Consider the following 12,617-nt stretch of genomic DNA (forward strand, 5'->3'; position numbering starts at 1 on the left):
TAATTATGTATTTTTAATCGTCGCTCAATCTATCACCTTAATGAATATATGTCATCTGGTGATCAGGAATGCTAAACATTTCTAATGTAAAACAGAATCTACACAAGCGCTGACAAACGAGAAATTATATCATATGATATTGGTTATCATTACCAATTGATGAGATAGAGATAATGTTACAACGGCAGTTAGAAAGTGCGTGGGCAGTGTTGATACCTGGAGGAATTGTCGCCGCATTGTTGTATCTGGATCTTTCTTTTAGTCAGTGGCGAGTGCTGATTGTGCTGGGATTATTGGTGACGACGGCAATGCTCTACCATAAACGGTTACGTCATTTTGTCTTGTTGCCATCATGCGTTGCATTTGCCAGTGGGCTTGCACTAGTGATGATGAATCTCGAAGCTATGAAATAGGGATGTGAAACAGAGAATGACGAGAGTGAAGCCAGAAGAGGGTGATAAGAATTGGTGCGAAGAGAGGGACTTGAACCCTCACGCCCGTTAGAGCACTAACACCTGAAGCTAGCGCGTCTACCAATTCCGCCACCTTCGCAAATCAAATCTTATCTGATATCGCCTTCGCATTGGTGCGAAGAGAGGGACTTGAACCCTCACGTCCGTAAGAACACTAACACCTGAAGCTAGCGCGTCTACCAATTCCGCCACCTTCGCGCAGTGCGAACGATATCTTGCGTGGTTAATGGTGCGAAGAGAGGGACTTGAACCCTCACGTCCGTAAGAACACTAACACCTGAAGCTAGCGCGTCTACCAATTCCGCCACCTTCGCATACCCACAACACCGAAGTATTGTAACCACGGAGGCGCATTCTAGATGTTTTCTGCGCGTCGTCAACAGTTAATTTAGTGCCGCTTTTCTAATCGCTGCAAAAAGCGGCACAACAACGTGTTAGCGCTTCTTCACGCCACGCATCACAACGGAGCGGTAAACTTTGAAACGGCCTGTCTGAGCGATAACTTCGTGGTTGCCGAAGGTTTCATCCAGCACGTCCGGATACGCCAGGAAGGCGTTCGCCACGATACGCAATTCACCACCCATATTCAGGTGGCGTACTGCGCCACGAATCAGCTGGTGAGCCGCATCCAGGCTGGTTTGTAAACCATCATGGAACGGTGGGTTTGAGATAATCATGTCGAAACGGCCATTCACTTCGGAATAGACGTTACTGGCGATAACTTCGCCTGCAATTTCGTTGGCGGCAAGCGTTGCACGGCTTGCCGCAACGGCTGGTGCAGAAACATCACACAAAGTCAGACGGACTTTTGGTGAATGCTTAGCAAGCGTTACCGCCAACACGCCTGCGCCGCAACCGACATCCAACACTTTGCCTTTGGTGTGCGGTGTCAGCGTGGAAAGCAGCAATTTACTGCCAGTGTCCAGACCGTCACGGCTAAACACGCCAGGCAGAGTTTTTACGGTCAGGCTTTCGTGTTGATACTCATCCCACCAGGAATTCTCATCAAACTGCGGCTGTTTTTCCAGGCGACCATGATAGAAACCGCAACGACGTGCGCTATCAATTTTATTGAGTGGGCTAAATTCGGCGAGCATCTGCTCAGCACTGCGCACACCACTACGGTTTTCACCAACGACAAAAATATCGCTGCCAATTGGCATCAACGATAAAATGTTCATCAGCTGGAACTGAGCTTCTGGCTTATTCTTCGGCCAGTAATAAATTAATGTATTGCAGTCGCCAATGCTGCTGGCGTCAGCCACCAGGCCGTATTGTGCATCTTCGCCCATCTGAGCGCTCAATACCTGCCAGTGGTGAAATTGTTGGGTATGGACGCGACTTGCTGCCGTTTCGAAACGGGCAGGCATGTCGTCTTGTAAATCACCGGCAAACAGCACGCGGCTCTCGGTAAAATCATCGCTATGGCGCAGCAGCACTTCACTTGCCGGGGTTAACGCAGTCATCAAATTACTCCTGGGAAATCAGAACCGGGATTATAGAGCTTTAATGGCGCACATTCGATGAATTTGCTATATTTGCGCCCCAATTGGCACTCTCTACCTGGTTTCGCTATGCCCCATATACCTTTGCGACGTGACTGGTTGTTACAACAGCTGGGCATCACCCAGTGGGAGCTGCGGCGCCCGGCTGCGTTGCAGGGCGAAATCGCGGTCTCGCTGCATGAAAACGTTAAGTTATTGATAATCGCCGAAGATCTTCCTGACTTAAACGATCCTTTCGTTTGCGATGTTTTGCGCAGCCTGAATCTGGATGCACAGCAGATTATGCAACTGACCCCGGAACGAGCTGCAATGCTGCCAGGTGAAAGTCGTTGTAATAGCTGGCGACTGGGTGTGAGTGAACCGCTCCCTATTTCGGGCGCGCAGTTAGCGACCCCGAATTTAAACGAGCTTTATCATAATGGCGCTGCCAGACAGGCGCTGTGGCAACAAATTTGCGAACATGAACACGATTTCTTCCCTCAACACCAGTGACTTGAGCCTGGCTTACGCCATCGAACAACGCAGCCATGCTTTCCCATGGAGTGAAAAAACCTTCGCCAGTAACGAGGGCGAACGCTATTTGAACTTACGACTCGATGTTGACGGTAAAATGGCAGCGTTTGCGGTGACGCAGGTCGTGCTGGATGAAGCGACGTTATTTAATATTGCGGTCGATCCGGATTTCCAACGACAAGGTTTGGGCCGCCAGTTGCTGGAGCATTTAATCAGCGAGCTGGAAGCGCGAGATGTGTTTACCCTGTGGCTTGAAGTGCGCGCCTCGAATACGGCGGCGATTGCGCTTTATGAAAGCCTGGGCTTTAACGAGGCGACGATTCGCCGTAACTATTACCCCACAAAAGAGGGTCGGGAAGATGCCATCATCATGGCATTACCTTTAGGCTGAAACGACAGGTGTGTAAATGAACTGGGACTGGATTTTATTTGATGCTGACGAAACGCTGTTTACCTTTGACGCGTTCGGCGGCTTACAGCGGATGTTTCTCGATTATAGCGTGACGTTTACCGCTGAAGATTTCCAGGATTACCAGGCTGTTAACAAACCTTTGTGGGTCGATTATCAGAACGGTGCTATTAGCGCGCTTCAGTTACAGCATCAGCGTTTTCTGGGCTGGTCGGAAAGATTGTCGGTGCCTGCGGGTGACCTGAACGCTGCGTTTCTCAATGCTATGGCCGAAATTTGTGTGCCGTTGCCCGGTGCTGTTTCGCTGCTTAATGCGTTAAAAGATAAAGTAAAAATCGGTATTATCACCAACGGTTTTACTGCGCTGCAGCAAATCCGCCTGGAACGCACGGGTCTGCGCGATTATTTCGATTTGCTGGTGATTTCCGAACAGGTCGGTGTCGCGAAACCCGATCGTAAGATTTTTGATTACACCTTTGAGCAAATGGGCCATCCGCCGCGCGACCGCGTCATGATGGTTGGCGACACCGCAGAATCAGATATTCTGGGCGGCATGAATGCAGGAATTGCCACCTGCTGGCTCAACGCCCACGGACGAAGCTTACCGGAAGGCATCTCACCGACCTGGGAAGTGACCACACTAAATGAACTGGAGCGATTGTTGTGTAATTGATGATTGCATCACAGCTGATTGTTAAACCTGACCTGATGGGTAAAATAGCCGCCAGGTAACGTTCATTTGCCGCGCAGTTACGCCTGTGCGCAATTCACAGAAGAATTCATTATGACTTTGTCTCCTTTTTTGCAAGAAGTGGGGAAACGCCGCACTTTTGCGATCATTTCTCACCCCGATGCCGGTAAAACGACCATCACGGAAAAAGTGTTGCTGTTCGGACAGGCGATTCAAACTGCGGGTACGGTAAAAGGCCGTGGCTCCAACCAGCATGCAAAATCTGACTGGATGGAAATGGAAAAGCAGCGTGGTATCTCGATTACCACCTCCGTCATGCAGTTCCCGTATCGCGACAGCCTGGTTAACCTGCTGGATACCCCAGGGCACGAAGACTTCTCCGAAGATACTTATCGTACGCTGACCGCGGTTGACTGCTGTTTGATGGTTATTGATGCCGCGAAGGGTGTTGAAGATCGTACCCGTAAGCTGATGGAAGTTACCCGTCTGCGCGATACGCCAATCCTCACTTTTATGAACAAACTTGACCGCGACATCCGTGACCCAATGGAAGTGATGGATGAAGTTGAACGCGAGCTGAAAATTGCCTGTTCACCTATCACCTGGCCAATCGGCTGCGGCAAGCTATTTAAAGGTGTTTATCACCTCTATAAAGACGAAACTTATCTGTACCAGACCGGTAAAGGTCACACCATCCAGGAAGTGCGTATCGTGAAAGGGTTAAACAACCCTGATCTGGATGTGGCGGTAGGTGAAGAACTAGCAGCACAGCTGCGTGACGAGCTGGAACTGGTACAAGGTGCTTCCCACGAATTTGACCGTGAGTTGTTCCTTGAAGGCGAACTGACTCCGGTGTTCTTCGGTACAGCATTGGGTAACTTCGGTGTTGACCATATGCTGGACGGCCTGGTCGAGTGGGCTCCGGCGCCAATGCCACGCAAAACTGATACGCGTGTAGTAGAAGCGGCTGAAGATAAATTCACCGGTTTCGTGTTTAAGATTCAGGCCAACATGGACCCGAAACACCGTGACCGCGTGGCTTTCATGCGTGTGGTTTCCGGCAAGTACGAAAAAGGCATGAAGCTGCGCCAGGTTCGTACCGGTAAAGACGTGGTGATTTCTGATGCGCTGACCTTTATGGCGGGTGACCGTTCGCACGTTGAGGAAGCCTTCCCTGGCGATATCATCGGCCTGCACAACCACGGCACCATTCAAATTGGTGATACCTTCACCCAGGGCGAAATGATGAAGTTCACCGGTATTCCGAACTTCGCACCGGAACTGTTCCGTCGTATTCGTCTGCGTGATCCATTGAAGCAGAAGCAGTTGCTCAAAGGCCTGGTACAGCTTTCTGAAGAGGGCGCGGTACAGGTATTCCGCCCAATCGCCAACAACGATTTGATTGTGGGTGCGGTCGGTGTGCTGCAGTTTGATGTGGTTGTGGCGCGTCTGAAGAGTGAATACAACGTTGAAGCGATTTACGAATCCGTCAACGTTTCGACCGCGCGTTGGGTTGAAAGCACTGATGTGAAGAAGTTTGAAGAATTCAAACGGAAAAACGAAATGCAGTTGGCTCTTGATGGCGGCGACAACCTCGCTTATATCGCTCCAACCATGGTGAACTTGAACCTGACGCAAGATCGTTACCCGGAAGTGACGTTCCGTAAAACTCGCGAGCACTAATCCCCTCTCAGGGCGCGGCAGTCGTCGCGTCCTGCTACTTTTCCCGTCTTATTAATCCCTTACGGATTGTTCTTAATTTCCTGCATTTTCCTTACGTTCCTCCATTCACACCATGCAAATCTGTGATTGTTGTCTATATTTAACAAACCAGTGACAAATTGGTTGGTCGAATATGCCATGTAAACGAAGCTTTCTGGCGGGTTCATCCACTCTAATTTTTGTTGGCGTTATTAAAAACTGAACGGAAAATTTTTGGGCCGTAACACTTGGCCTGAGGTTTAAGGAAAGCCGTTACGTTAAGGCTTGTGCTCAAATTGTGAGCAAAACTATAGGAATTAATCGATGACTATGACTACGACTAAGATTTCTAAAACTCTGTTAGCTGTTGTTCTTGGCTCTGTGCTGGCAAGCGGTAGCGCTTTAGCAGAAGACAAGATGCTTAACAAAACCGAATCGACAGCGGACACAGCAGGCGAAAAAATTGATAGCTCCGTAAAAGACGTCGGTAATTTCATGGATGACAGCGCTATCACTGCGAAAGTGAAAGCCGCCCTGGTCGATCACAAAGATATTAAAAGTACCGATATCTCAGTGAAAACCGACAAAAAAATCGTCACGTTAAGTGGGTTCGTTGAAAGCCAGGCGCAGGCTGAGCAGGCCGTAACAGTTGCCAAAGGCGTGGAAGGGGTCTCTTCTGTCAGCGACAAACTGCATGTGCGTGACGGGGCCGATAAATCAGTCAGCGGTTATGCAGGCGATACTGCTACCACCAGCGAAATTAAAGCTAAACTTTTAGCAGACGACATCGTGCCTTCGCGCCATGTGAAAGTTGAAACCACCGAAGGTGTAGTCCAGCTATCGGGTACTGTGGAATCAAGCGCGCAGTCCGAGCGGGCTGAAAGTGTTGCCAAAGCAGTTGATGGCGTTAAAAGCGTCAAAAACGACCTGAAAGTGAAGTAACCGATCAATCGAAACTTTCTCCTCTGGTTATGCCGGGGGAGTCAGTAACCAAGTAAGCAACATCAATACCAAATATCGCCAATGAGTGCGCATCCCGCACCCATCCAGAAGCGATTCGGGTTCACTATGGTTAAGGAGAGGCTTATGTTTCGTTGGGGCATTATTTTTCTGGTCATTGCGTTGATTGCAGCAGCTCTGGGTTTTGGTACTCTTGCGGGTACTGCGGCAGGTGCTGCAAAAATTGTCTTTGTGGTAGGTATTATTCTGTTCCTGGTTAGCCTGTTTATGGGCCGAAAACGCCCATAGCGATTTTTACGTGCTATAACCATTAGAGACAGACCAGAGAGCCAGTCTATTTAGACTGGCTCTCGCGTTTTTAAGCGACTAACAAATAACCAATAATAAATATCCTTTAGATTAAGGAAAGCAGGGTGGGACAAAGAATACCCGTAACGCTCGGCAACATTGCGCCGCTTGCGCTTCCAACGTTTCGTCCAGGAAAACTCGCCATTATTTGTGAAGGTGGCGGGCAGCGTGGGATATTTACAGCCGGCGTGCTGGACGAGTTTATGCGCGCTAACTTCAACCCGTTCGATCTCTTCTTAGGCACCTCCGCGGGTGCGCAAAACCTTTCCGCTTATGTTTGTCACCAGCCTGGTTATGCCAGAAGAGTGATCACCCGTTTTACCACGACCCGTGAATTTTTTGATCCTCTGCGCTTTGTGCGTGGCGGGCATCTTATCGATCTCGACTGGCTGGTTGAGGCCACATCGTCAAAAATTCCGCTCTCAATGTCGAGCGCGGAAAAACTGTTTGAGTCCGGTAAAGCGTTCTATATGTGCGCCTGTCGCAGTGATGATTACACCCCAGGTTACTTTTCGCCGAACAGCACAAGTTGGCTGAATATCCTCAAAGCCTCCAGCGCCATCCCGGGTTTTTACCGTAGCGGGGTAGAGATTGATGGCATCGGTTATCAGGATGGTGGAATAAGCGATGCGATTCCGGTTCGCGAAGCCGTGCGCCTGGGGGCTGATACGTTGGTGGTTATCCGTACTGTTCCTTCGCAAATGTATTACACGCCTGAATGGTTTAAACGCATGGAGCGCTGGCTTGGCGATAGCAGCCTGCAACCGTTGCTCCATTTGGTGAAACATCACGAGGCAAGTTATCGTGAGATACAGAATTTTATTGAAAAGCCACCGGGCAAACTGCGTATTTTCGAAATCTATCCGCCGAAGCCACTGATGAGCATGGCGCTTGGCAGCCGAATGCCCGCGCTGAATACGGACTATAAAACGGGCCGTTTATGCGGGCGCTATTTCCTTGCTACCGTGGGTAAACTGCTGGCGGCTCAACCGCCGATAAAACGCCATCATCCGCGTATTATCGTGCCAGGCCCGGTTGTGGTGGCGCCGGGAATCGTGACGCATGAGCCTTTATCTCAGGCGGTGATTGAAACCCCAGAGGCGAACGATTCCACCTTTAATAATGAGGGTACGGCGTGACAATGACTTTTTACGATACGCATTGTCACTTCGACTTCCCGCCGTTTAGCAATAACGAAGCCAGTAGTCTGGCGCTTGCTGCACAAGCGGGTGTCGAAAAAATTATCGTTCCAGCCATTGAAGCCGAGCGCTTTGGTGTCGTTCTGGCTCTGGCCGACAATTATCCGCCGTTGTATGCCGCGCTGGGCTTGCACCCGATTGTGATTCACAAACACCAGGATGCGTCACTGGCGTTGCTGGAACATCATCTGCAACAACGTCCGAAAAAGCTTGTGGCAATTGGCGAGATCGGTCTTGATCTCTATATGGATAATCCGCTTTTTGAGAAACAAGAAGCGATGCTCGATGCGCAGTTAAAGCTGGCAAAACGTTATGATTTGCCGGTCATCCTTCATTCACGTCGTACCCACGACAAACTCGCTGCCCATTTAAAACGCCACGATTTACCGCGAGCCGGTGTGGTGCATGGTTTTTCGGGCAGCCTGCAACAGGCTGAACGTTTTGTGGCATTGGGCTACAAGATTGGGGTGGGGGGAACCATAACCTATCCGCGAGCCAGCAAAACGCGCGATGTGATGGCGCAACTACCGCTCAGCGCGTTGGTGCTGGAAACGGATGCGCCCGATATGCCACTCAATGGCTGGCAAGGACAGGCTAATCGTCCGGAACGCATTGTTGAGGTTTTTCAAACCCTTTGTTCTCTCCGTTCTGAACCTGCGGATGTTATCGCAGATACTTTCATTCATAACTGCAATGAATTATTCAATCTGAAATAGTCAGTAACAAAATGTGATCCAGCTCACCTTATAAGATAAACGTTTCCATGAATGTGTATAAATACGTGATTGCCGTTCCATTTGCTGGCTTCCCTGCCGTTATAATCCCGCCAGTTGTCGGTTTTTAGCTCGCTTTCACTTTTATCAACTAATACACAGGGATTCTGTATGCAACTCTTCATGGGATTGATCGGCATGATCGTTCTGCTGCTGATCGCCGTTTTACTTTCCAGTCATCGCAAAGCGATTAATCTTCGCACTGTTCTGGGCGCATGGATTATCCAGGTCGGCATCGGTGCTCTTATCCTGTATGTTCCGGTCGGTCGTAAAGTTCTGTTGGCCATGTCTGAAGGTGTCGCTAACGTTATCGCTTACGGTAACGCCGGTATTTCCTTCCTGTTTGGTGGCCTGGTTTCGGACAAAATGTTCGAAGTCTTTGGCGGCGGCGGCTTTGTATTTGCCCTGCGCGTTCTGCCAATCATTGTCTTCTTTTCCTCACTGATTGCAGTGCTTTACTACTTGGGCATCATGCAGTTAGTGATTCGTGTTCTCGGCGGCGGCCTGCGTAAGTTGCTGAAAACCTCTCGCACTGAATCCCTGTCTGCGACAGCCAACATCTTTGTTGGCCAGACTGAAGCTCCGCTGGTGGTCCGTCCTTATATCGCGACCATGACGCGTTCAGAACTTTTCGCCGTCATGTGTGGTGGTTTGGCATCCGTGGCAGGTTCCGTGTTGGCCGGTTACGCACAAATGGGCGTACCGCTAGAATATCTGATTGCAGCATCCTTCATGGCGGCACCCGGCGGTTTACTGTTTGCAAAAATCATCCTGCCTGAAACAGAAACACCAAACGATGCACCAGAGCTGGAATCCATGAAAAATGATCCAGATCGCCCAGCGAACGTGCTGGATGCTGCGGCATCAGGTGCAGCTTCGGGTATGCAGTTGGCTCTAAACGTAGGCGCAATGTTGCTGGCGTTTGTGGCTCTGATTGCCTTACTGAACGGGATGCTTTCTGGCATTGGCGGCTGGTTGTTTAACTACCCGCAACTGTCGATGGAACTGATCCTTGGTTGGGTGTTCTCACCGCTGGCGTGGGTTATCGGTGTGCCATGGAGCGAAGCTAACGTTGCGGGTTCCTTCATCGGCCAAAAACTGATCATCAACGAATTTGTCGCCTACCTGAACTTCGGGGAATACCTGAAAGATGACGCCACCGTTGCGGCAGCAGGCCTGCAAGTTCTTTCAGATCACACCAAAGCCATTATTTCCTTCGCGCTGTGTGGTTTTGCTAACCTTTCTTCTATCGCTATCCTGATTGGTGGCCTGGGAAGCATGGCTCCAAACCGCCGTCACGATATTGCTCAGCTTGGCCTGAAGGCTGTAGCAGCAGGTACCTTGTCTAACCTGATGAGTGCGACAATTGCCGGGGTGTTCCTGTCATTATAAAAAGGTGATGTTAAAATTATAACATCCCTGTGAAATCAATGGTCGGCACTTTTGCCGGCCATTTTTTTATATTTGAATCACATTTTTACTCTATCTAACCTTGTTAAATCACATATACTGTACAAAGCATGTAATTTCTCCTTTGGCTTTTGTGAAGCGAGACACAATATTATCAAGATGGTGAATGTTATAATTATAACATTACTACATATGATGTGCGGTGAGAAGGATCTCAACGTGACGGTGACCCGTGTTACCTCTGCTCTTCAAGGAACCAAGTCCGCTCCAACGTGTTGAGTTTCGAAGCCAGAGACTTCTATATCTTTTGTTGGAGAGTGTTATGACCGATTTAACTGCAAGCAGTCTGCGTGCCCTGAAATTGATGGACCTGACTACCCTGAACGACGATGACACCAATGAAAAAGTGGTAGCACTTTGTCATCAGGCCAAAACAGCGGTAGGTAATACTGCGGCGATCTGCATTTATCCTCGTTTCATCCCAATTGCTCGTAAAACTCTGAATGCCCAGGGCACTCCTGAGATCCGCATTGCTACCGTGACCAACTTCCCACACGGCAACGACGACATCGAAATTGCGCTGGCTGAAACCCGCGCGGCTATCGCTTACGGTGCCGACGAAGTTGACGTGGTGTTCCCATACCGCGCGCTGATCGCGGGTAACGAACAAGTGGGTTTTGACCTGGTGAAAGCCTGTAAAGAAGCCTGTGCTGCGGCAAACGTTTTGCTGAAAGTGATCATCGAAACCGGCGAGCTGAAAGAAGAAGCCCTGATTCGTAAAGCGTCGGAAATTTCTATCAAAGCCGGTGCTGATTTCATCAAAACCTCAACCGGTAAAGTACCGGTCAATGCCACGCCGGAAAGCGCTCGCATCATGATGGAAGTGATCCGTGACATGGGCGTTGAGAAAACCGTTGGTTTCAAACCAGCCGGTGGCGTGCGTACTGCTGAAGATGCGGCGCTGTTCCTGTCTATCGCGGATGAACTGTTTGGTGCTGACTGGGCTGATTCCCGTCACTACCGTTTTGGTGCGTCCAGCCTGCTCGCGAGCCTGTTAAAAACGCTGGGTCACGGTGACGGCAAAAGCGCCAGCGGCTACTAATTACTCGTCATACTTCAAGCTGCAGGTGCGTTGGCTGCACTCTCTCACCCCAGTCACTTACTCGTGTAAGCTCCTGGGGATTCTTTCCCTTGCCGCCTGCCTGCAACTCGAATTATTTAGAGTAATATTTATTTGCGGCGGTTTCCCCGCCGCATTTCACCTGATGAATTCAGGGGGTTACCTTGTTCCTCGCTCAAGAAATTATTCGTAAAAAACGTGATGGTCATGCGCTAAGCGATGAGGAAATTCGTTTCTTCATCAATGGTATTCGGGATAACACTATCTCTGAAGGGCAGATTGCAGCATTGGCAATGACCATTTTCTTCCACGACATGACTATGCCGGAACGCGTATCTCTGACCATGGCGATGCGAGATTCAGGAACCGTGCTGGACTGGAAGAGCCTCAATCTGAACGGCCCAATCGTTGATAAACACTCAACGGGCGGCGTCGGTGATGTGACTTCATTAATGCTTGGCCCAATGGTGGCGGCATGTGGCGGTTACATCCCAATGATTTCTGGCCGTGGTTTAGGCCATACCGGTGGTACGCTCGATAAACTCGAAGCAATCCCTGGATTTGATATTTTCCCGGACGATAACCGTTTCCGCGACATCATTAAAAACGTCGGCGTGGCAATTATCGGCCAGACAAACTCGCTTGCTCCGGCGGACAAACGCTTCTACGCCACGCGTGACATTACCGCGACCGTAGACTCCATCCCGCTGATTACCGCTTCCATTCTGGCGAAGAAACTGGCCGAAGGCCTGGATGCGCTGGTGATGGACGTGAAAGTCGGCAGCGGTGCATTTATGCCGACTTATGAGCTTTCTGAATTGCTCGCCGAAGCGATTGTTGGCGTGGCAAATGGCGCAGGCGTTAAAACCACTGCGCTGCTGACCGACATGAACCAGGTGCTGGCCTCCAGCGCAGGTAATGCGGTGGAAGTTCGCGAAGCGGTGCAATTCCTGACCGGCGAATACCGCAACCCGCGCCTGCATGAAGTCACCATGGCGCTGTGCGTGGAAATGTTACTTTCCGGCAATCTGGCAAAAGATGACGCCGAAGCCCGCCAGAAACTGCAAGCGGTGCTCGATAACGGTAAAGCGGCTGAAGTGTTTGGTCGCATGGTTGCGGCGCAAAAAGGCCCGACAGACTTCGTCGAAAACTATGCGAAGTACCTGCCAACCGCCGTGCTGAGCAAAGCGGTTTATGCAGATAAAAATGGCTTCATCTCTGAAATGGACACCCGCGCGCTAGGTATGGCGGTGGTAGCGATGGGCGGCGGTCGTCGTCAGGCTTCTGATTCCCTGGATTACAGCGTCGGCTTCACCGATATGGTGCGCCTGGGCGATAGCGTTGAGATTTCTCGCCCGTTAGCGGTGATTCACGCTGCAAGCGAAAGTCAGTGGCAAGAAGCGGCTCGTGCGGTTAAAGCGGCAATTAAAGTTAACGATACGGCACCGGCTAAAACGCCAGACGTTTATCGCCGTATTAGCTAAATGCTGGCATACTGATCTGATCACTTTTTGA

General features: G+C 50.2%; 13 protein-coding genes and 3 tRNA genes. 12 read left to right on the plus strand and 4 right to left on the minus strand.

Annotated elements, in window-relative coordinates; genetic code table 11:
• Window positions 1-173 precede the first annotated feature (173 nt).
• Complete coding sequence (locus MES37_RS02925; protein ID WP_064543322.1) at window positions 174-413, plus strand: DUF1435 domain-containing protein; 240 nt, start codon at window positions 174-176, stop codon at window positions 411-413.
• 52 nt (window positions 414-465) lie between these two features.
• Here the strand turns inward: MES37_RS02925 and MES37_RS02930 are convergent.
• The 4 genes from MES37_RS02930 to rsmC all read right to left on the minus strand — a co-directional run bounded on the left by MES37_RS02930 (window position 466) and on the right by rsmC (window position 1,939).
• Window positions 466-552, minus strand: a tRNA-Leu gene (locus tag MES37_RS02930).
• Between the two features lie 32 nt (window positions 553-584).
• A tRNA-Leu gene (locus tag MES37_RS02935) sits at window positions 585-671 on the minus strand.
• Window positions 672-700: 29 nt separating this feature from the next.
• Window positions 701-787 (minus strand) — tRNA-Leu (locus MES37_RS02940).
• A gap of 120 nt (window positions 788-907) precedes the next feature.
• On the minus strand, window positions 908-1,939 hold the full coding sequence (gene rsmC / locus MES37_RS02945) for a 16S rRNA (guanine(1207)-N(2))-methyltransferase RsmC (RefSeq protein WP_064543324.1): 1,032 nt from the start codon (window positions 1,937-1,939) through the stop codon (window positions 908-910).
• 108 nt (window positions 1,940-2,047) lie between these two features.
• Between rsmC and MES37_RS02950 the strand changes: the two genes are divergently transcribed.
• The 11 genes from MES37_RS02950 (at window position 2,048) to deoA (ending at window position 12,586) form a co-directional block, all read left to right on the plus strand.
• Window positions 2,048-2,470, plus strand: a complete 423-nt coding sequence (locus MES37_RS02950) for a DNA polymerase III subunit psi (RefSeq protein WP_064543326.1) — start codon at window positions 2,048-2,050, stop codon at window positions 2,468-2,470.
• Window positions 2,439-2,882: a ribosomal protein S18-alanine N-acetyltransferase gene (gene rimI, locus MES37_RS02955; protein ID WP_064543328.1), complete on the plus strand. Its 444-nt coding sequence runs from the start codon at window positions 2,439-2,441 to the stop codon at window positions 2,880-2,882. Before MES37_RS02950 ends, rimI begins: the two co-directional genes overlap by 32 nt.
• Before the next feature lie 16 nt (window positions 2,883-2,898).
• A complete protein-coding gene (gene yjjG, locus MES37_RS02960) occupies window positions 2,899-3,573 on the plus strand; it encodes a pyrimidine 5'-nucleotidase (RefSeq protein WP_064543330.1) in 675 nt (224 codons plus the stop codon).
• A gap of 111 nt (window positions 3,574-3,684) precedes the next feature.
• Entirely contained in the window at window positions 3,685-5,274 is a 1,590-nt protein-coding gene (prfC, locus tag MES37_RS02965; RefSeq protein WP_064543556.1) for a peptide chain release factor 3, read from the plus strand.
• A 342-nt stretch (window positions 5,275-5,616) separates the two neighbouring features.
• Window positions 5,617-6,234 carry a molecular chaperone OsmY gene (gene osmY, locus MES37_RS02970; RefSeq protein WP_064543331.1) on the plus strand — a complete coding sequence of 206 codons (618 nt, stop codon included), beginning with the start codon at window positions 5,617-5,619 and terminating at the stop codon, window positions 6,232-6,234.
• A gap of 144 nt (window positions 6,235-6,378) precedes the next feature.
• The gene (locus MES37_RS02975; protein WP_064513877.1) at window positions 6,379-6,540 is read left to right on the plus strand and encodes a DUF1328 domain-containing protein; all 162 of its coding nucleotides are present in this window, start codon (window positions 6,379-6,381) and stop codon (window positions 6,538-6,540) included.
• A gap of 125 nt (window positions 6,541-6,665) precedes the next feature.
• On the plus strand, window positions 6,666-7,739 hold the full coding sequence (locus tag MES37_RS02980) for a patatin-like phospholipase family protein (RefSeq protein ID WP_064543333.1): 1,074 nt from the start codon (window positions 6,666-6,668) through the stop codon (window positions 7,737-7,739).
• Window positions 7,736-8,515 carry a TatD family hydrolase gene (locus MES37_RS02985; protein WP_064543335.1) on the plus strand — a complete coding sequence of 260 codons (780 nt, stop codon included), beginning with the start codon at window positions 7,736-7,738 and terminating at the stop codon, window positions 8,513-8,515. Before MES37_RS02980 ends, MES37_RS02985 begins: the two co-directional genes overlap by 4 nt.
• Window positions 8,516-8,683: 168 nt before the next feature.
• Complete coding sequence (locus MES37_RS02990) at window positions 8,684-9,964, plus strand: NupC/NupG family nucleoside CNT transporter (protein ID WP_064543337.1); 1,281 nt, start codon at window positions 8,684-8,686, stop codon at window positions 9,962-9,964.
• A 340-nt stretch (window positions 9,965-10,304) separates the two neighbouring features.
• Window positions 10,305-11,084, plus strand: a complete 780-nt coding sequence (deoC, locus tag MES37_RS02995; RefSeq protein ID WP_064543339.1) for a deoxyribose-phosphate aldolase — start codon at window positions 10,305-10,307, stop codon at window positions 11,082-11,084.
• 182 nt (window positions 11,085-11,266) lie between these two features.
• Window positions 11,267-12,586 (plus strand): thymidine phosphorylase, encoded by a 1,320-nt coding sequence (gene deoA, locus MES37_RS03000; RefSeq protein ID WP_064543341.1) that lies wholly within the window; start codon window positions 11,267-11,269, stop codon window positions 12,584-12,586.
• Window positions 12,587-12,617 lie beyond the last annotated feature (31 nt).

This window comes from Buttiauxella sp. S19-1 (assembly GCF_022134725.1).
Lineage (GTDB): Bacteria > Pseudomonadota > Gammaproteobacteria > Enterobacterales > Enterobacteriaceae > Buttiauxella > Buttiauxella ferragutiae.